Origin of the sequence: Micropruina sp., assembly GCF_047602385.1 — a bacterium.
GTDB lineage: Bacteria > Actinomycetota > Actinomycetes > Propionibacteriales > Propionibacteriaceae > Micropruina.
The window spans coordinates 641,256-660,947 of the sequence record NZ_JASGHL010000002.1 but is presented as its reverse complement, the minus strand read 5'-3'; the positions used below and the strand labels follow the sequence as shown (position 1 = coordinate 660,947).

Genomic DNA, 19,692 nt, shown 5'->3' with positions numbered 1-19,692 from the left:
ATGCCCTCATTCGCCCTTGCCACACACAGTTCCGCGGCCGTCGAGGAGGTCTGGAAGCTGCTCCACGACCCGTCCAGTTACCCCCGCTGGTGGACCGGCCTGGAGACCGTCCAGGTGCGCCGGGTGACCGACGTCGAGGCAGACTACACGGTCTGGACAGAGGGCTTTCCGGACTTTCCGATGGATCAGATCGTCCGGCACGGATCGTCCAGAGTGACGGTGTCCTGCCTGGTTTCCGACCTCGTCTTCACCTGGCAACTCGCCGAAGCAGGCGACGGCACCGACATCGAGGTCCGCGTCGACCTGCCAGAACGAGAGGCGCACCGGCTCGCCACTCAGCGGGAATTGATCGAGTCGTCGCTGACCAGGCTTGCCGAACTGGCTGTGCTGGATTGAGCCGGCTGCCGACACCGATGTCTGGGACGCCACCACGCGTGGCCGGCATCCCGATCGTGCGGGCGCTCTACCCGCACGAGTTGGAATGGGTCAGTTCTGGCGGAGGATACGAGATTCGAACTCGTGAGGGTGTGAACCCAACCCGCTTTCCAAGCGAGCGCCATAGGCCTCTAGGCGAATCCTCCGTCGGAGACGATACCGGGCTGGCGTGACGGCGGCCAAACCGTCCGATCCGGCTCTGCCGGCTGAGTTCGCAAGCCGAGGCGTCGCGGGTCCGCGCAGGTAGCAGAGCCAGGCACCCGACGCCGCTCGGTGCGCCGCAGCAGCTACGCCGTCCGGTGGGCGCTTGCCGTCCGTTGCTGATAGGCCGAGCGATCCGGGTGCGGGTCTGCGGGTCGACGGGTCTGCGGGTCGACGGGTGTCGCTCGGACGGCGATGTCGAGATCGCCGCCACCCCGGTGCAGGAACCGTGGCGACAGGAGCCTGGTGCTGGCCGGGGTCGGTGTGGGGTCCGCCGCCGCGGTGACGTCCGACTGCCCCGAACCCAAGGAGCGTGGAGCAGGGGGGACGTCCGTTGGTCAGGGCATCGGACGGCGTCCCCTAGACTGAGGCCAAGGTCCCCGCGCGGCGGTACCTCGCCCAACTCCCCCAGGGCCGAAAGGCAGCAAGGGTAAGCGAGCTCTTCCGGGTGCGCGGGGGCCCCTTTCATGGCCGGACGCGGGCTGGATCGCCGCTCGAAAGTTGTCGGACCCAACACGTAAGGTGCCAACCGTGGACGACGAGCGCGAGGACGGGCTGTTCGACTCCGAGCCGTACGACGAGCCGGAGCCGTTCGAGCAGGACGGCCCCGACCTGTTCGGCGCCGAACCGGAGACTCTCGCGCCCGCGTCCGAGACGCTCCCAGCACCACCAGCCGGTCGCCGCAACAACCCCGACGATGAGCCGGACGCCCCGGTGGTCGAACGGCCCGAGGCGCCGCTCGCGCTCTATCGCCGCTACCGACCGGACACCTTCGCCGATGTGATCGGCCAAGAGCACGTCACCGAGCCGCTGCAGCGGGCGCTGGCGAACAACCGGGTCAACCACGCCTACCTGTTCTCCGGACCGCGCGGCTGCGGCAAGACCACCTCGGCGCGCATCCTGGCCCGCGCGCTGAACTGTGCGCAAGGCCCCACGCCGGTGCCGTGCGGGGTGTGCCAGTCCTGCCGTGACCTGGCTCGTGGTGGCCCCGGCTCGATCGACGTGATCGAGATCGACGCGGCCTCGCACGGCGGCGTCGACGACGCCCGCGACCTGCGCGAGCGGGCCTTCTTCGCCCCGGTCGCCAGCCGCTACAAGATCTACATCGTCGACGAAGCGCACATGGTCACCACGGCCGGCTTCAACGCCCTGCTGAAGGTGGTCGAAGAGCCGCCGCCGCACGTCAAGTTCATCTTCGCCACCACCGAGCCCGAGAAGGTGATCGGCACCATCCGGTCCCGCACCCATCACTATCCGTTCCGGTTGGTGCCGCCGAAGACACTGTCGACCTACCTCGGCTCGCTGTGTGTGGCCGAGGGGGTCGCGGTCGATCCGTCGGCGCTGCCGCTGGTGGTCCGGGCCGGCGCCGGCTCGGTGCGCGACTCGCTGTCGGTGCTCGACCAGTTGCTCGGTGGAGCCGGTCCCGATGGGGTCACCTACACCCAAGCGGCCGCGCTGCTCGGCTACACCCCGGACGCCCTGCTCGACGAGATCGTGGACGCCTTCGCCGCCGGCGACGCCAACGGCGTGTTCGCCTGTATCGACAAGGTGATCGAGGTCGGCCAGGATCCGCGCCGCTTCGCCGAAGACCTGCTGCGCCGGCTGCGCGACCTGATCATCGTCGCGGCAGTCCCGGACGCCCTGACCACCGGCCTGGTCGATGTCGCCGCCGACCAGGCCGAACGCCTGCGCACCCAGTCGAGTGCGCTGGGTGCGGGTGAGCTGACCAGGGCCGCCGAGGTGATCGCCGTCGGACTGACCGAGATGCGCGGCACCACCGCACCCCGGCTGCACCTGGAACTGATGTGCGCCCGGGTGCTGCTGCCCGCCGCCGACGCGGGTGACCGCGGCGTCCACGCCCGCCTGGATCGGCTGGAGCGCCGGCTGGAGATGACCGCGCCCGAGGCGCTCGAGTCCGCTCAGCGGCCGGCTCAGCCGGCAGTCACGGCAAGCGCGCAGCCCGCCAACGACCCGGACGCGCCGCGGGGGTGGGCCGGCCCGCCGCCTGCCGCCGACACCCGCGCGACCCCCGAGCCTCGCCGGCCCGACCGGCGTCCGCCCGCCGAAGGCCGGCCCGCTGATCAGCAGCCACCCGAACCGGCTCCGGCGTCCGACCGACCGGACGAGGTCGCCACACCATCCGAGAGTCCCGCCGCGGACGCCCCCGGTACCGGCTCCACAACACCATCGGAACCGAGTCGGCCGGCCGGGGTCACCACCCTCGGTACCGTCGATTTCCGCCGCTGGTGGCCGGACATCCTCGAAGAGGTGAAGAAGCGCCGGCGATTCACCTGGATCCTGCTCAGTCAGAACGCCCACGTGGTCGACGTTCTGGACGGCGTCCTCAGCCTCGGCATCGCCAATCCGGGCGCTCGGGACAGCTTCGGACGCGGGGGCAGCGAGGACGTCCTGCGCGAGTCGATCCTGCAGGTGACCGCCACCCAGGTGAGCATCAAGGTAATCGACGCCGGCCCGTCCGACACCGCCGCACCGCTGGCCCCGCCCGCTCCGGCCCAACCCAGGCCGGCCGAGCCGACTCCCGCCCCGCGTCCCTCACCGGCCGCGGCCGAGGCCCGGCAGAACATCCGTGCGACCAGCACAGCGGTCGAGCCGCCGGAACCTGACGACGAGCCGAGTCGGGACGACCTCTCGGTCGAAGAAGCCAACGCCAACCACGACGAACTGTTGGCCAAGCATCTCGGAGCCGAACTCATCGCGGAAGAGGATTAGCCGCCCGTCCCGCGGCTTCCCCGGTCGGACCGGGGCAGTGCCGCGGGTCGAACGCGGGTGGCGTAGGTAGCATGTTCCGGTGGCCCATCGATTGGAGACGTGATGTTCGGCGAGCAGGGATTCGACATGAACGCGCTGCTGGCGCAGGCCCAGGCGATGCAGTCGCAGATTCAGCGTGCCCAGGACGAACTGGCCGCCAAGCAGGTCCGTGGCTCTGCCGGCGGCGACCTGGTGCAGGTCACGGTGAGCGGCAGCGGTGAGCTGCTGGCCGTCGACATCAAGCCGGAGGCGTGGGACGACGACGACCCGTCCACGCTGGGCGACCTGATCGTGGCCGCCGTCCGCGACGCCAACAAGAAGGTGGCCATCCTGGCCGAGTCTTCGATGCCGCAGCTGCCCGACCTCGGCGGTCTCGGCGGCCTCCCCGGCCAGTGAGCCGGGGGTAGCGCGGTGTTCGAAGGTCCGATCCAGGAGCTGATCGACGAGCTTGCCCGGTTGCCGGGGATCGGCCCCAAGGGTGCCCAGCGGATCGCCTTTCACATCCTCACCACCGATCGTGCCGACATCGACCGGCTGGCGGACGCGCTTCGCCACGTCGCCGAGAACGTCCGGTTCTGCGATCGCTGTTTCAACATCAGCGAGGGCGACCTGTGTCGGGTGTGCCGCGATCCGCGTCGCGACCAGACCGCCATCTGCGTGGTGGAGGAGTCCAAGGACGTGATGGCGATCGAGCGGACCAACGAGTTCCGTGGGCTCTACCACGTCCTCGGCGGCGCCATTTCCCCGATCGACAACGTCGGCCCGGCCGATCTGCACATCCGTGAACTGGTGATGCGGCTGGGTGATGGCGTCGTCACTGAGGTGATCCTGGCCACCGACCCCAATCTCGAGGGTGAGGCGACCGCCACCTACCTGTCCCGGCTGTTGTTGCCGATGGGGGTCACGGTGTCACGGCTGGCGTCCGGGCTGCCGGTGGGCGGCGACCTCGAGTACGCCGACGAGGTGACCCTCGGTCGCGCCTTCTCCGGACGCCGCCGGCTCGGTGAGGCTGCCGCCGTCGGCTGATCGGCGTCGCGGACCGAGCGATCGCGGACTCACAGCTTCCTGACAGTTGCCTTGCCAGGTTCCCGACGCACCATGGAACCCATCGAGTCGAAAGGAAGAGGCAGATGGGTCCACGCGGAGGCGGAGGCTTCGGCTTTCTGCACATGATCGCCGGCTTGGTCGGCACGGTGGTCTTCTTGGCGATCCTGCTGGGGCTGGCTGCCTTGGCGTACAAGATCGCGCGCAAGAAGGGTTGGGTGTCCGGACGTCGTCGACCTGGGCACGGCCCGCATCATCACGAGCCGGGGGCACCGCCGCCCGGACCGCCGGGACCGTGGGAAGCGCTGCGCATCCTGGACGAACGGCTGGCCCGCGGCGAGATCGAGATCGACGACTACAAGGCCCGACGGGACGCGCTGAACGGCACCAGCTACCCGCCGTTCCACCAGCCACCGTCCCCGCCGACACCGCCGGGGCCGGCTCCGGACGGCCCGCCGCCGACTCGCGAAGAGCCGCAGCCGCCTGTCCCCTGACCGACGCGGCAAACCGGCAGACAAGGGATCCGGATCGGGCTGGTACAGACCAGCCCGATCCGGATCCTTCCTGCGTCGGCGAAAGCCCGCCAACACTCGGTTCCAGCTGCGCCCTCAGCGAGGTTGGCACCCCGGGCATCACCGGTGTGTTCGACAACGATGTCGACCCGGCGTACGCTGAACGGCTGTCGCAAGGCGTCGATGGGGCCATCACCCCGGAGCTGCCGGAAGAACAGCGTCATCCGCCTGGGTGGCGCCCACTAGAACCGGCCGCGGCAACGAGTTGAGCGGGTCACCCGAGGTGGCCAAGAAGGGTGGTACCGCGGGGCCCGCCTCGTCCCTTCGTCCGTACGCCGGTCCGCCGGCGTCAGCAGCCGACGAAGGAAGACCGATGACCGAGTATCGCCCCGTGCCGCCGCAGGTTGATCTGCCCGCGATGGAGCGCGAGATCCTCGACCTCTGGGACGCCCGGAACACATTCGACGAGACGCTTCAGGCCACCAAGGGCGGCCAGGCGTGGACGTTCTACGAGGGCCCCCCGACCGCCAACGGCACCCCTGGCACCCACCACATCGAGGCCCGGGTGTTCAAGGACGTCTTCCCCCGGTTCAAGACCATGCAGGGCTTCCACGTCGACCGCAAGGCCGGCTGGGACTGCCACGGCCTACCCGTCGAACTGGCGGTTGAGAAGGAGCTGGGCTTCAACGGCAAGCCCGACATCGAGGCGTACGGCATCGAGGCGTTCAACGCCCAGTGCCGCGAATCGGTCGGCCGGCACGTCGACGAGTTCACCGCGCTGACCCGCCGGATGGGCTACTGGGTGAACCTCGACAAGGCCTACTGGACGATGGACGCGTCCTACGTCGAGTCGTGCTGGTGGGCGTTGAAGCAGATCTTCGATGCCGGCCTGCTGGTCGAGGACTACCGGGTCGCCCCGTACTGCCCGCGCTGCGGCACCACCCTGTCCGACCACGAGCTGGCCCAGGGCTATGAGGACGTCACCGACCCGTCCGTCTATGTCCGGTTCCCGCTCACCTCCGGCCCGCTGGCCGGCAAGGCGTCCCTGCTGGTCTGGACGACCACGCCCTGGACGCTGGTCAGCAACACCGCCGTCGCCGTCCATCCCGATGTGACCTACGTGGTGGCGACCAAGCTGGCCACCGCGTCCGACGACGAGCCGGACACCCTGGTGGTCGCCGAGCCGCTGGTCGAGAAGGTGCTCGGCGACGGTTGGCAGATCGAGGGCAGCTACACCGGACGCGACCTGGAACTGTGGACCTACCGGCGTCCGTTCGACCTGGTCGAGTTCCCGGACGCGGTGGGCGGCACCCACTACGTGGTGCTGGCCGACTACGTCACCACCGAGGACGGCACCGGCCTGGTCCACCAGGCACCCGCCTTCGGTGAGGACGACATGGCGGTCTGCCGCGCGTACGGGTTGCCGATGGTGAACCCGGTCCATCCGGACGGCACCTTTGAGGCCGAGCTTCCCCTGGTCGGCGGGGTGTTCTTCAAGACTGCCGACAAGTTGCTGGTCGCCGACCTGGCCGAGCGCGGCCTGCTGTTCCGCGAGCTGCCATACGAGCACAGCTACCCGCACTGCTGGCGCTGCCACACCGCGCTGCTCTACTACGCCCAGCCGTCCTGGTACATCCGGACCACCCAGCTCAAGGACGCCCTGCTGCGCGAGAACGAGGGCACCACGTGGTACCCCGAGCACATCAAGTGGGGCCGCTACGGCGACTGGCTGAACAACAACATCGACTGGGCGCTGTCCCGGTCGCGGTACTGGGGGACGCCGCTGCCGATCTGGCGCTGCGGCAACGGTCACCTGACCTGCGTCGGGTCGCGCGCGGAGTTGTCCGAGCTCAGCCATTCCGATCAGTCGGCGCTGGACCCGCACCGTCCGTTCGTCGACGATGTCACGTTCGCCTGCCCGCACTGCCACGAGACCGCGCATCGGGTGCCCGAGGTGATCGACGCCTGGTTCGACTCGGGTTCCATGCCGTTCGCGCAGTGGGGTTACCCGTGGGCCGAGGGCTCGAAGGAGAAGTTCGCGGACGCTTATCCGGCCGACTTCATCTGTGAGGCGATCGACCAGACCCGCGGCTGGTTCTACTCGCTGATGGCGGTCGGCACGCTGGTGTTCGACGCGTCCTCGTACCGCAATGTGCTCTGCCTGGGACACATCCTGGCCGAGGACGGCCGCAAGATGAGCAAGCACCTGGGCAACATCCTGGAACCGATCCCGTTGATGGACAAGCACGGGGCGGACGCGGTGCGCTGGTTCATGGCGGCCGGCGGTTCGCCGTGGGCGTCCAGGCGGGTGGGGCACACCACGATCACCGAGACCGTCCGCAAGGTGCTGCTGACCTACTGGAACTCGGTCGCTTTCCAGGCGCTGTACGCCCGCACCAACGGCTGGACGCCTTCGTCGGCGGTCGAGCGTGTCGAGACCCCCGCGCACGTGCTCGATCGCTGGTTGGTCTCGGTGCGCACCGCGCTGGTCCGCGAGACAACCGTGGCGCTGGAGAACTTCGACACCCAGCGCTACGGGGCACTGATCGCCGACTTCGTCGACGACTTGTCCAACTGGTACGTGCGGCGGTCGCGGCGGCGGTTCTGGGAGGGCGATCCGGGTGCGTTGCAGACCTTGCACGACACCCTCGACGTGGTCACCCGGCTGATGGCGCCGCTGGCCCCGTTCATCACCGAACGGGTCTGGCAGGACCTGATCGTGGCCACCGATCCGGACGCCCCGGCCTCGGTGCACCTGGCGTCCTGGCCGCTGGCCGAGGAGACGCTGGTCGACGCGGGGCTGAACGACGCCATGAAGCTGACCCGGCGGCTGGTCGAACTCGGTCGTTCGGCCCGGGCCGAGGCCAAGGTGAAGACCCGGCAGCCGTTGTCCCGGGTGCTGGTGCCGTCCGGCTCGTTCGGCAGGTTGGACGCCGAACTGCGCGCCGAGATCGCGGCCGAGCTGAACGTGCAGGCGGTGGAATCATTCGCCTCCGCCGGCGACCTGGTGGACTACTCGGCCAAGGGCAACTTCCGGGCGCTGGGTAGGCGTTTCGGCAAGGAAACGCCGAAGATCGCTGCCGCCATCGCGGCCGCTGACGCCGCCGAACTGGCCGCCGCGCTGGCTGCGTCCGAGACGGCGAGCGTGGCTGGTGTCGAGGTGAGCGCTGAGGAGGTGATCGTCTCCGAGCGCCCGCGGGAGGGCTGGTCGGTGGTCAACGAGCAGGGCGAGACAGTCGCACTCGACCTCGAGCTGACCCCCGAGTTGGTGCGGGCCGGGCTGGCCCGCGAGGTCGTCCGGCTGGTCCAGGAGAAGCGCAAGGCGTCCGGGCTGGAAGTTTCCGACCGGATCACCCTGGCCTGGGCCGCGGACGGCGAACTCGCCGAGGCGCTGCGCGAGCACGCCGACCTGGTCGCCCAGGAGGTGCTGGCCACCAGCATCGACGAGGCCGAGCCCACCGACGACTGGACCACCGCGGCGGATCTCGGTTTCCGGTTCACCCTGGCCAAGGCCTGACCCGCAGAACCCTCCCTAACTACCTGTGCCCTCCCCCATGGGGGAGGGCACAGATAGTTAGGGAGGGGTTTGTCGGCCGGCCGGTACCCGACCGGAGCAAAGTCGGCCCGGGTGTCAGCCGAGCAGGCGCGCCCGGTACCGCCGGTATACGCCCTTGCCGATCGTGTTCCACAGCAGCCGGACGGGTGCGGGCATGGTCTCGCGCAGGAAGCGATCCCCGTCGTCGGGGCCGAGGGCGTCCAGCATGAACCCCAGCTGCGGGAACAGCATGGACGGCTTGGCCTCCTTGCGCGCGAACTCGCCGATCCGGTCCCATTCGCCCTGCGACATGCTGACGGAGGCGACCGGCAGGATGAATGTCTCCTCGTCGGCGAGATGCGTGCGCAGCGAGACGTCGATGGCCGCCATCGCCTGCCGGACCGCCTCCCGATCGGACGCCGACGCGGAAGCCGCCCAAGCCGCGATCGACTCCTCGGCGACGGTGAGCAGGCCGGCCATCTGCCCGTGCTGGTCCTTCATCACGGCGACGTGCAGGCCGCAGGCCGGCGCCCGCTGGGTCAAGGCGTCCCACAGCAGCACGTCTTCGGTCCGGTGGTGGTGATGCAGGCTGGCGATCAACTCCCGCAGGTGCCGTCCGACCGCCTCAGCGTGTCGCCGGTCGCCGTCGGCCACGCCGGCGACCAGCGCGGGCGCCTCCGCGAACACCGCCCGGAACACCCGGTGGATGAGGCGCATGTCCTGCACGTCGCAGCCCACCCGGGTCTGCGGATCGCTGATCGTCATCGCGACACCTTTCGATAGTGATAGACTATTGAATATGGGGAATGTAGCTGAGCCGACTGCCGAAGGCAACAGGACGCCGCGTGCCTACGACGCCGCCGGACGCCGGGCGCGGGCCGCCGCCAACCGGGCGGTGATCGTGGACGCCGCCGGCGACCTCTTCGCGGCCAACGGCTACGCGTCCACCACGCTCGACCAGATCGCCGAGCGCGCCGGGGTGAATCCGAAGCTGGTGGTGGCCAATGGCCCCAAGCGGGCGCTGCTGCTGGCCGCGTTCGAGCAGCGGATGGCCGGTGCCGAGTCAGCGGGGGTGGAGCGAGCCGAATCCACCATCGCCCGCATTCTCGACGGGGCAGACGCCGCAACGGTGGTCGAGCGGCTGGCCGACTTCGCCCTCGACGGCCACGAGCGGGGGATCGGGCTGTGGACCGCCTTCCGGACCGCCGCCCACGACGACGAGGAGATCGGACGCGCCTATCAGCACGTCGCTCAGGGTCGATACGAGGTGATGCGGCTCGGGGTCGAGGCGCTGGCCGCGCACGGATTGTTGCGACCCGGACCCATCGAAGGGCAGGTGGCGACGCTCGCCCTGTTGCTCGGCTTCGACCCGTATCAGCTGATGGTGCTGGACTGGGGCTGGAGCCGTGATCGGCTGCGTGCCTGGCTGGTCGCCACGCTGGCGTCCAGCCTGATCGAAGTCAGCGGCGGGGGCGACTCACCGTAGTTCGTCGCGTGGCGCCTGCGGAGCGGGGGGCGGCGGCAGCGCCGCATGGCGTCGCTGCCGCAGGTTCTTCTTGACCGATCCCAGCACGACGTTGACCACGATCGCGGTGATGATCAGCGGGAAGAATCCCAGGTTGGTGGTGATCAGCAGCAGGATCGCGATCGGCCAGACCAGTTTGGAAAGGGTGCTGACCACGGTCTCAAAGGTGGACGCCGGGGGCACCGGATGAGTCACTGGATAGAACGGACGCGGCGCCGGGGGCTGCGGCTGGTACCCCGGGAAATCACTCCGCCCGTCCGATGGCTGCGGCCCGAAGGAGGGCTGCTGCCACCGCTGTTCCGGCTCCCCGGTCGGGGGATTGCTGCTCACCACAACATCGTAGGCGCCATCGTGCGCGCTGGGTTCCCGCATCGTGCGGGTGGTCCGGTCGGCGCGGCGCCGGCGCCCGGCCCAGGACCACCAGGTAGTCGGCCGTGGCGCCGTCCGCGGGGCGTCAAGCGGGGAGGCGGCGTCCAGCACACTGAGGTCGGCCGGCCAGGGCTCGTCGGTGGAACACGAACTCAGCCCGTCACCGTCAGCACCGTGCCCAGTTCGGCGGTCGAGTCGCCGCCGGCGTACACCTCGATCTCGGTGGCGTCCTGAACCCAGCCGCGGGTCACCGCGCTCCAGTAGCGCAGCTGGTCGGGGCCCAGGTCGAAGGTCACGTCGGCCGTCGCGCCGCCGGCGATGTGGACCCGCTGGAAGCCCTTCAACTCCCGCACCGGACGGCTCGACGTCCCGTAGCGCTGGTGGATGTACAACTGGACGACCTCATCGGCGTCCACGGTCGAGGTGTTGGTGACGTCCACCGTGACCTGCACCGTCTCGCCGACCGGCACCCGCTCGCTGGTCAGCTGCAGGTTGGCGTAGGTGAACGAGGCGTACGACAGGCCGTGGCCGAACGGATAGAGCGGCGTGGACGGCCCGCTCCAGTACCGGGCGGCCCTTTCGTCGGGCTGGAAGGTCCGGTAGTGCGAATAGATCACCGGCACCTGGCCGACGTGCCGCGGCCAGCTGAGCGGCAGCTTTCCGCCGGGCGACACGTCTCCGAACAGGACGGCGGCGACAGCTTCTCCGCCGCGGGTGCCGGGGTACCACGCCTGGACGATCGCCGGCACGTGGTCCTGCACCCAGCGCAGGTCGAGCGGTCGCCCCGACATCACCACGGCGATCGTCGGTGTGCCGGTGGCGACGATCCGCTGCAGCTGCTCCAGCTGCCGTCCGGGCAGCCGCAGGGTGTCGTTGGAGGCCTTCTCGCCGATCTGGTTCTGCCGTTCGCCGATCACCACCACCGCCACGTCGCTGGCCGACGCCAGCTCGACGGCCAGATTGAGTTCGGCCTGGTCGTCGTGATCGAGGGCGGTGCGGGCGACCACCGAATCCATGTTGTCGAACATCGAGGGGTGCAGCCGTTCGGGAATGCCGACCCCCGGGGCGAATGCCACCTCGCCGGACGCCCGGGCGCGGATGCCGTCCAAAATGGTGACGGTCTCGCCGGTGTCGTAGTCGAATGCCCACGGGCCCAGGATGTCGCGCGCCGAATCGGCCAGCTGGCCGACCACAGCGATCGAACCAGCGCTGGCGGGAAGCGGGAGCACGCCGGCGTTCTTCAGCAGAACGATCGACCGCTCGGCGGCCCGCCGCGCAACCTCGCGATGCGCGGGCGTGGTCAGCACGGCTTCGGTGGCGGCCTCGTCGGCGTAGGGGTTCTCGAACAGGCCGAGCCGGAATTTTGCCCGCAGGATGCGGCGGACGGCCTCGTCGATCGTCTGCTCGCTGACCAGCCCGTCGGCGACGGCGGTGGGCAGGTGGGCGAATGCGGGATCCTCCATGCACATCTCGAGGTCGAGCCCCGCGTTCATCGCGCGCGCCGCGGCGTCGGGCAGGTCGCGGGCGAAATGCTGGGTGACCAGCGACCGGACGGCACCGGCGTCCGAGACCACAAAACCGTCGAAGCCGAACTCGCCGCGCAGCACGTCGGTCAGCAGCCAGCGGTTTCCGGAGGCGGGTACGCCGTTGAGGTCCATGTAGGCGCCCATGATGTTCGCCGCGCCCGCCTCGACGGCGGCCTTGAACGGCGGCAGATAGACATTCCACAACTCCGAATCGGAGATCTCGGAGTCCTCGTAGTCGCGGCCGCCGCGGGCGGCGCCGTAGCCGGCCAGGTGCTTCGGGCCGGCCAGCACCGAGTCGGGGCCGAAGTCGCCCTGGAAGCCCCGGACGTGAGCCGCGGCCACCGCACTGCCGAGCACCGGGTCCTCGCCGGCGCCTTCGATGATCCTGCCCCAGCGCGGATCGCGGGCGATGTCGACCATCGGCGCGAACGCCCAGTGGATGCCGACCGCCCGGGCCTCGCGGGCCGCCACCGTCTCGCCCGCGGCGATCACCTCCGGATCCCAGGACGCCGCTTGCGCGATCGGCACCGGGAAGATGGTCCGGAAGCCGTGGATCACGTCGTAACCGAACAACAGTGGAATGCCGAACCGGCTGCCCTCGATCGCCATCCGCTGCAGCCGGTTCGCCGTGGCCGCGTCCCGGACGAACAGCAATGAACCGGCGCCACCCCGGGTCAGCGCCGCCTCGACCGCGCGCGGCGACTCCAGGAACTGGTGGGCGTCGGCCGAGCCGTCCTCAGGGAGATCCTGGGCGAAGGTGCCGAAGTAGAAGTACTGGGTGACCTGGCCCGCCTTCTCGTCGAGACTCAGCCGGGCGAGCAGGTCGTCCACCCGCTCTTCGACACTCAGTCCGGGATCGCGAAACGGCAGGTCGGTCATTCGGTTCTCCTTTGAACACTGGGGACGTCCGGGGACAGCCTGCCAGGTTCGACCTCGCGCTTGCACGTGCGGTCCGCGGCGGGCCTTCGGTGGCGGTGCTGTGCCGACGCTGCAAAGGGTCATGTCACCGACCGATGGACGTGGGCGCCGACGATCGGCACCAATCAGTCGATTTCCTTGCGGGGCTCCGAGTTTGGGCATTGACTGGAGGAAGCACCGAACCGCGGAGGAGGGGTCATGGGCGTCCCTACCAGCACGGTGGCGTTGTTCGCGACATGCATCAACGACACCCTGTTTCCGAACACTCCCAAGGCGGTGGTCGCTCTGTTGAGACGGCTCGGCTGCCGGGTGGACTTCCCGCTGCAGCAGACCTGCTGCGGCCAGATGTTCACCAACACCGGCTACTTCAGCGAGGCGATGCCGTCGGTGCGGAATTTCGTCGACACCTTCGAGGAGTACGACTACGTCGTGGGGCCGTCGGGTTCCTGCGTCGGATCGGTGCGCGATCAGCACCCGATGCTGGCCGCCCGGCACGGCGACCCGGGCCTGCGGCGCCGGGTCGAGGCGATCGTCGCCAAGACCTACGATCTGACCGAGTTCCTGGTCGATGTGCTCGGCGTCAGCGACGTCGGCGCGTACTTCCCGCACCGGGTCACCTATCACCCGACCTGCCATTCACTGCGGGTGACGAAGGTCGGCGACCGTCCCTACCAGCTGCTCTCCGCCGTTCGCGGGATCACCCTGGTCGAGTTGCCGGACGCCCGGCAATGCTGTGGCTTCGGCGGCACCTTCTCGATGAAGAACTCCGATGTGTCGGTGGCGATGGGCACCGACAAGGTACGGGCCGTCCTCGACACCGGAGCCGAGTACGTGGTGACCGGCGACAACTCGTGCCTGCTGCACATCGGCGGGCTGCTCAGCCGGATGCGGGCCGGGGTGAAGCCGATCCATCTGGCCGAGATCCTGGCTCAGACCGAGGACGGCCTGGTCGCCGCCGGTACCACCGCTCCGCGGCAGGGAGCGACCCGATGAGCACCGAACGCCGCACTCCGGCGCCGCCGGCCGGCAATCTCCAGGACATGCCGAAATTCCCGAAGAACGCGCAGAAGGAGCTGAAGAACGCCCAGCTGCGCAAGAACCTGCGGCACGCCACCACCACCATCCGCGAGAAGCGGGTGCGGGTGGTCGAGGAACTGCCGCACTGGGAGCAACTGCGTCAGGCCGGCGAAGCGATCAAGAACCGCACCCTGCGGCACCTGGACGACTACCTGGTGCAGCTCGAGGAATCGTTGACCCGCAACGGCGCGGTCGTGCACTGGGCGTCCGACGCGGCCGAGGCCAACCAGATCGTGATCGACGTGGCTCGCGCCAAGGGCGCCGACGAAGTGGTCAAGGTCAAGTCGATGGCCACCCAGGAGATCGATCTCAACGAGGCGCTCGAGGAAGCCGGGATCGCCGCCTGGGAGACCGACCTGGCCGAGCTGATCGTCCAGCTGGGGCACGACCGGCCGAGCCACATCCTGGTGCCGGCGATCCATCGCAACCGCTCCGAGGTGCGTGAGATCTTCGCCGAAGAGATGGGTCGTTACGGCACTCCGCCGCCGGACGGGCTGACCGACGACCCGGCGATGTTGGCCGGGGCGGCCCGGGTCCACCTGCGGGACAAATTCCTGCGCGCCAAGGTCGCCGTCTCGGGTGCCAACTTCGCCGTCGCCGACTCGGGGACGCTGGTGGTGGTCGAGTCCGAGGGCAACGGCCGGATGTGTCTGACCCTGCCGCAGACGCTGATCTCGATCGTCGGCATCGAGAAGACGGTGCCCACCTTCGCCGATCTGGAGGTGTTCCTGCAGTTGCTGCCGCGCTCGTCCACCGCGGAACGGATGAATCCGTACACCTCGATGTGGTCGGGGGTGCGCGAGGGCGACGGCCCGCAGGAGGTGCACGTGGTGCTGCTCGACAACGGCCGCACCACGGTGCTCGCCGACGAGGTCGGACGCCAGGCGCTGCGCTGCATCCGCTGCTCGGCCTGCCTGAACATCTGCCCGGTCTACGAGCGGGTCGGCGGACACGCCTACGGATCGGTCTATCCCGGTCCGATCGGGGCGATTCTGACGCCGCAGCTGCGCGGCACCGCCTCGCCGGTGGACGCCTCGCTGCCGTACGCGTCGTCGCTGTGCGGGGCGTGCTACGAGGTCTGCCCGGTCCGGATCAACATTCCCGAGGTGCTGGTCCACCTGCGCAACAAGGTCGTCGAGTCACACGGGCCGAGCGTGGAGGGGGCGATCATGAAGGCCGGCGGCTGGGTGATGGGTCGCGGCAAACGGCTCGCGCTGGTTCAGAAAGGCTCCGAACTGGCCGGCCGCGTCCTGCCGGGTGAAGTGATCGGTCCGCTGCCGGGGCCGGCGGCGGGCTGGACGCGGGCACGGGACCTGCCCATGCCGCCCACCGAGACCTTCCGCGACTGGTGGGTGAAACAGGAACCCGAGCAGGACACCGACACCACCAGGGGGCAGCGATGAGCAGCCGGGAAGCGGTTCGCGGCAGGATCCGATCGGCTCTGGCCGATGTGCCGCAGGGGACGCCGAGCGAGGATGTCGCCGTCGAGTGGCAGTACGGACTCCGGCCGGCCGGCGCCGCCGACGACACGCTGGGACTGTTCGTGGAGCGGGTCGAGGACTATCGCGCCGAGGTCAGCTGGGTGACGCCGCAGGAGTTGGCCGCCCGGGTGGCCGACGCGCTCAGCGACCGCGGGGTGACTTCGGCGGTGCTGCCGGCCGGAGTGCCCGGCGAGTGGCGCGCCGCCGTGGCCGCCGCCGGTATCACCGTGCACGCCGACGATCCGGTGCTCAGCCACGCCGACCTGGACGGCATCGGTGCGGTGGTCACCGCGTCCCGGGTCGGGATCGCCGAGACCGGCACCATCGTCCTCGATCACGGCCCCGACCAGGGCCGCCGGGCACTGTCGCTGGTGCCGGATCTGCATGTCTGCGTGATTCGCGCCGACCAGGTGGTCGCTGACGTCCCCGAGGCGGTGACCCGGCTGCAGCCGTCCGTGGACGCCCGGCAGCCACTGACCTGGATCAGTGGGCCGTCCGCCACCAGCGACATCGAGCTGGACCGGGTCGAGGGCGTCCACGGACCCCGGACACTGCGGGTGCTGCTGGTCCAGGGGGCTGGCCAGGACGGCTGACCTGGGGCAAGGTGGGGGAGATCACCCCTGCCTTTTCACCACCAGAGGAGTTGTCGTGACCAGATCCCGCTGGATTTCCGTGCCGCTGTCGCTGGCAATGGTCGTGGGCCTGTCGATCGCCGGCGGTCAACCGGCCGAGGCGGCCACGCCGAAACTCGGCGCCGTCTTCAACGACCAGGACCGGGCCGCGATCAGCAAGCGGATCGCGGCGATGATCAAGGCCACTCCGCGCGGCGCCACCATCCGCATCGCGCAGTACCGGATCGACAGCACCGACCCCCGCGTGCTGCCCGCGCTGCGCGGCGCGGTCAGCCGGGGCGTGAAGGTCAAGATCGTGCTCGACAAGTCCGACCGGAATCCCCATCCGTTCGCCGACAACGGATTGAACGACCTGCGCACCCAGATCGGGAAACGGGTCGGCGGCAACGGCACCGACACCGCCAAGGCGTCCTATATCGCGCTGTGCACCGACGGTTGCATCGGCGACCGCTACAACCACAACAAGTTCTATCTGTTCAGCACGATGGGCTCGAAGAAGAAGGTGGTCGTCCAGTCCACCGCGAATGTGGCGTCGGACAACCTGGACGCCTGGAACGCCGCGTTCAGCGTGGCCGGGCGATCGAAGCTGTACCAGGGTTACACGGCGTACTTCAATGACCTGGTCCGCCGGAAGACGAATCTGAACTACTACCGGACCGTCACCGACGGTCCGTACAAGGCGTACTTCTTCCCGCGCAAGTCCTCGACCGGCGACCAGGACGACCCCACGACCGACACCATCTGGCGGACTCTCAACGATCAGGTGAAATGCACCGGCAACACCACCGTGGGCACGCAGACCAATCACCGCACCATCATCCGGATCGCGGTGTGGGGATTCACCCGCGAGAAGGTCGCCCAGAAGCTCCGCGCGCTGGCGAATCAGGATTGCTGGATCGATGTCGCGATCAATGCCCCCGGTGAGGTCTCGGCCGAGGTGCGTCAGGCGCTGGCGAATCACCCGCGGATCAACGTGGACAACGCCACCGCCAACGGTCGCTGGATGCACGCCAAGTATCTGCTGGTGGAGGGCAACTACGCGGGCAGGCCGAACAGCAAGGTGGCCTTCGTCGGCTCGCACAACTTCACCCTGAACGCCCTGCGGCACAACGACGAGACCTGGCTGAAGATCGACTCGGCGAGCGTCCACGACCAGTTCCGGGCCAACTTCCGGACCATCATGGCGGCCAGTCCCGACTTCCCGTTCTGACCGGACGCGGGGTTCAGCCGACCAGCCGGGCGAGCCGCCGGCGCACCGCCGCCGACAACTCGAGGGTTCGCCGCGCGGCCCGGCGGACCCGCGGGTTGGCCACCGCGAAGCCCAGGTCCACCGCGGCTCCGGGCAGCGCCAGCCGCAGCAGCCGCTGCTGCGGAACGACGCGGGCATAGCGCTGCGGGTGCTCACGGAGTTCCCGCACCGCGATCTCGCGCAGGTCGTCGAGCCGGGGCTGCATGCAGTAGCCGACGGTCTGCACCAGCCGCTGCAGCCACTGCTCGGCCGCCCCGGACGGCAGCGCCGGCCGGGGCGCTTCGCCGCGAGCCAGGTCGGCCACCAGTGCCTGGACCAGGACGGCGGGGATCCGGTTGCTGTTGGGGTACGGGACGAGTTGGTCGAGCACCAGGTCCGTGCCGCGGTGGGCGACCGGTGTGCGGTACAGCGTCGAAGCGGTCAGCAGTGCGGTCGAGAAGCAGCCCAGCACGGCGTCCGGGCGCTGCCGGAGGATGACCGCTTCGGCCAGCGCCGGCGTGGTCAGCACGGTCAGGTCGGCACCGGCCGCCCGGGCCGCGTCGGCCAGGTCGCGGCTCCAGGTCTGCGGCGCGGTGGGATGCGGCTTGAACACCACGGTGCGGTGCCCGAGCGCCACGGCGTCGCCGACCAGGTCGGTGTAGAGCTGTCGCTCCTGGTCGGCGGTGGTCAGCCCCAGGGCGGTGAGGTACTGGCCGACGATCAGCGCACCGCCGGTGGGCAGGCCGGGGTCGAGCCGGGTGGCCTCGGACGCCTCGGCCAGCGCCGCGATGATCGCGGCATCCTCGATCGGGGTGCTGGGGATGCCGTACTCGCTGGCCAGCAGCGGCTGCAGGCCAGGAATCAGTTCGACGTAGAGCAAACCGGCGAGCCGCTCGGAGACCTGCGGCAGCAGCGGCGTCCGGGTCGGACCGTAGACCATCAGCCCGTCGGAGTAGATCGTCACCGGAGACTCCGCGAAGACCGCGGCGAGCGCTGTGGCCGGGGGTGCCTGGATGGACTCCAGCACCAGTTCCAGCGGCTGGTCGCCCAGGCCCCAGGTGCTGCGCAGCAGTCGCTCCCACAGCGGCGCATCGGCGGGCTGAGGCCGCCACTGGCCGGGGTGGAACGGGGCGATGGTGGTGTTCCAGGACTCGACGGCATGGAAGCGCCGGGCCAGCGCGGCGAACCCGGGTTGCTCCTGCGGTCCGGGCTGGGACTCCGGATGCAGAGCATTGTTGCTGACCAGCAGCACCCGGCGAGCGGGCGTGCCGAGCTGTCCGGCGTCGATGGCGGCGGCCAGGGTGGCCACGCCGTAGAGCGTGCTGGCGACGCAGAGTTGGATCATGCCACCGCTCGCAGTCCCCGGTCGTCCCGCAGCCGGTGCAGCAGCCGCCGCCGCTCCGGCGCGGTGCCGGCCAGCGCGCGGGTCAGCAGGTCGGCGGGCATCGAGCGCAGCCGGGCGCTGCAGCGAGCGATCAGTTGCTCCTGCAACTCGACGCTGAGCCGGGCGCGCTTGGCGACGTGGAACCCGATCAGGGCGCAGTAGGCGTCCACCGCCTTGATCGCTAGCAGGTCGGCGTCCGGGTCGGCGAGGACCTCTTCGAGCACTCGGTCCATGGCGTCCAGGAAGTGCAGTTGGGTGGGGTTCGACACATGGCTGAGTGAGCCAGCCAGGCCCTGCCGATAGAAGACGCCGAGCAGGCCGACCGTCGCGAAACTCTTCGCGCCCAGGTGCAGCCGCCAGATCCAGTGCCGGTCCTCGCAGGTGCGCAGGTCCTCGTCGAAGGTGAGCAGGCCGTCCTCGGCGAGCCGGCGGTGCTGGATCCCGGCCCAGGCGTTGGGGTAGTCGACCGAGGTCGAGCGGAAGGCCGGGGCGATCGCCGTGCGTGGGTCGAGCACCGCGTGCCGCCGCCACTCGGGTGAGCGGACGATGGTCCGCTGGGTGCCGAGCACCCGGACGTGGTCGGTGCGGACGAAGTCGCAGTCGAAACGCTCGATGGTCTCGACCAGCCGGGCCAGGTAGCCGGGGGCGATCCAGTCGTCGGAGTCGAGCCAGACCAGGTAGGTCCCGCGGGCTCGGGCGGTGCCGGTGTTGCGGGCGGCGCTGAGGCCGCGGTTCCGGTGGTGCCAGACGATGTCGGCGCCGGGCAGGCCGTCCACCAGCTCCGGCAGCACTGCCGGGGTGTCGTCGGTGGAACAGTCCTCCACGAAGATGAACTCGAACTCGTTCCCGGCGTTGGCTCGCAGGCTGTGCACCAGGCCCGGCAGTTGGTCCTGCACGTTGTAGCAGGGGATGACCACCGACAGTCGCATGCGCGAGAACTCCTTCGGACGGCTGATCGGGGGTGCCGCCCGGGCTTGATGCTGGCCGATGTCGATGACCCGTGAGCGACCCGTTGGTGACGCCCGGATGAACACTGCTTCGCCGGCCGCTCGCGGC

16 protein-coding genes, 1 tRNA gene and 1 other RNA gene are annotated in these 19,692 nt (G+C 69.7%); 12 read left to right on the top strand and 6 right to left on the bottom strand.

Annotated features, from left to right (window positions below; all coding sequences use genetic code 11):
• Positions 1 to 396: an SRPBCC family protein gene (locus QM711_RS08075; RefSeq protein ID WP_415098077.1), complete on the top strand. Its 396-nt coding sequence runs from the start codon at positions 1 to 3 to the stop codon at positions 394 to 396.
• Positions 397 to 493: 97 nt separating this feature from the next.
• Here the strand turns inward: QM711_RS08075 and QM711_RS08070 are convergent.
• Positions 494 to 581 (bottom strand) — tRNA-Ser (locus QM711_RS08070).
• Positions 582 to 1,007: 426 nt separating this feature from the next.
• On the opposite strand from QM711_RS08070, the gene ffs reads away from it, so the two are divergent.
• From ffs to ileS, 6 genes are all read left to right on the top strand, one after another.
• Positions 1,008 to 1,104, top strand: an RNA gene (ffs, locus tag QM711_RS08065) — signal recognition particle sRNA small type.
• Positions 1,105 to 1,167: 63 nt separating this feature from the next.
• Entirely contained in the window at positions 1,168 to 3,366 is a 2,199-nt protein-coding gene (locus QM711_RS08060) for a DNA polymerase III subunit gamma and tau (RefSeq protein ID WP_415098075.1), read from the top strand.
• A gap of 102 nt (positions 3,367 to 3,468) precedes the next feature.
• Positions 3,469 to 3,801, top strand: coding sequence for a YbaB/EbfC family nucleoid-associated protein (locus tag QM711_RS08055; RefSeq protein ID WP_415098073.1), 333 nt, complete (start codon positions 3,469 to 3,471; stop codon positions 3,799 to 3,801).
• 15 nt (positions 3,802 to 3,816) lie between these two features.
• Positions 3,817 to 4,431 (top strand): recombination mediator RecR, encoded by a 615-nt coding sequence (gene recR / locus QM711_RS08050; protein WP_415098071.1) that lies wholly within the window; start codon positions 3,817 to 3,819, stop codon positions 4,429 to 4,431.
• A 104-nt stretch (positions 4,432 to 4,535) separates the two neighbouring features.
• A complete protein-coding gene (locus QM711_RS08045; protein WP_415098069.1) occupies positions 4,536 to 4,943 on the top strand; it encodes a hypothetical protein in 408 nt (135 codons plus the stop codon).
• Positions 4,944 to 5,334: 391 nt separating this feature from the next.
• Positions 5,335 to 8,478, top strand: a complete 3,144-nt coding sequence (ileS, locus tag QM711_RS08040; protein ID WP_415098067.1) for an isoleucine--tRNA ligase — start codon at positions 5,335 to 5,337, stop codon at positions 8,476 to 8,478.
• Positions 8,479 to 8,592: 114 nt separating this feature from the next.
• Here the strand turns inward: ileS and QM711_RS08035 are convergent, their stop codons facing one another.
• Positions 8,593 to 9,261: a hemerythrin domain-containing protein gene (locus QM711_RS08035; protein ID WP_415098065.1), complete on the bottom strand. Its 669-nt coding sequence runs from the start codon at positions 9,259 to 9,261 to the stop codon at positions 8,593 to 8,595.
• A gap of 34 nt (positions 9,262 to 9,295) precedes the next feature.
• On the opposite strand from QM711_RS08035, the gene QM711_RS08030 reads away from it, so the two are divergent.
• Complete coding sequence (locus tag QM711_RS08030) at positions 9,296 to 9,982, top strand: TetR/AcrR family transcriptional regulator (RefSeq protein WP_415098063.1); 687 nt, start codon at positions 9,296 to 9,298, stop codon at positions 9,980 to 9,982.
• Here QM711_RS08030 and QM711_RS08025 read toward each other — a convergent pair.
• Together QM711_RS08025 and QM711_RS08020 are read right to left on the bottom strand one after the other, a co-directional pair.
• Entirely contained in the window at positions 9,974 to 10,351 is a 378-nt protein-coding gene (locus QM711_RS08025; protein WP_415098061.1) for a hypothetical protein, read from the bottom strand. The genes QM711_RS08030 and QM711_RS08025 overlap by 9 nt on opposite strands.
• 191 nt (positions 10,352 to 10,542) lie before the next feature.
• Complete coding sequence (locus QM711_RS08020; protein ID WP_415098059.1) at positions 10,543 to 12,795, bottom strand: glycoside hydrolase family 3 N-terminal domain-containing protein; 2,253 nt, start codon at positions 12,793 to 12,795, stop codon at positions 10,543 to 10,545.
• A 237-nt stretch (positions 12,796 to 13,032) separates the two neighbouring features.
• Between QM711_RS08020 and QM711_RS08015 the strand changes: the two genes are divergently transcribed.
• From QM711_RS08015 to QM711_RS08000, 4 genes are read left to right on the top strand one after another with little or no spacing between them, the layout of a single operon-like run.
• A complete protein-coding gene (locus QM711_RS08015; RefSeq protein WP_415098057.1) occupies positions 13,033 to 13,827 on the top strand; it encodes a (Fe-S)-binding protein in 795 nt (264 codons plus the stop codon).
• Positions 13,824 to 15,314 carry a LutB/LldF family L-lactate oxidation iron-sulfur protein gene (locus tag QM711_RS08010; RefSeq protein ID WP_415098055.1) on the top strand — a complete coding sequence of 497 codons (1,491 nt, stop codon included), beginning with the start codon at positions 13,824 to 13,826 and terminating at the stop codon, positions 15,312 to 15,314. Before QM711_RS08015 ends, QM711_RS08010 begins: the two co-directional genes overlap by 4 nt.
• Positions 15,311 to 15,985 carry a LutC/YkgG family protein gene (locus QM711_RS08005; RefSeq protein ID WP_415098053.1) on the top strand — a complete coding sequence of 225 codons (675 nt, stop codon included), beginning with the start codon at positions 15,311 to 15,313 and terminating at the stop codon, positions 15,983 to 15,985. The genes QM711_RS08010 and QM711_RS08005 overlap by 4 nt, the downstream gene beginning before the upstream one ends.
• A 55-nt stretch (positions 15,986 to 16,040) precedes the next feature.
• Positions 16,041 to 17,234 carry a phospholipase D-like domain-containing protein gene (locus tag QM711_RS08000; RefSeq protein ID WP_415098051.1) on the top strand — a complete coding sequence of 398 codons (1,194 nt, stop codon included), beginning with the start codon at positions 16,041 to 16,043 and terminating at the stop codon, positions 17,232 to 17,234.
• A gap of 13 nt (positions 17,235 to 17,247) precedes the next feature.
• Here the strand turns inward: QM711_RS08000 and QM711_RS07995 are convergent, their stop codons facing one another.
• Together QM711_RS07995 and QM711_RS07990 are read right to left on the bottom strand one after the other, a co-directional pair.
• Complete coding sequence (locus QM711_RS07995) at positions 17,248 to 18,597, bottom strand: polysialyltransferase family glycosyltransferase (protein WP_415098049.1); 1,350 nt, start codon at positions 18,595 to 18,597, stop codon at positions 17,248 to 17,250.
• On the bottom strand, positions 18,594 to 19,565 hold the full coding sequence (locus QM711_RS07990) for a glycosyltransferase family 2 protein (RefSeq protein ID WP_415098047.1): 972 nt from the start codon (positions 19,563 to 19,565) through the stop codon (positions 18,594 to 18,596). Before QM711_RS07990 ends, QM711_RS07995 begins: the two co-directional genes overlap by 4 nt.
• Between the last annotated feature and the right edge of the window lie 127 nt (positions 19,566 to 19,692).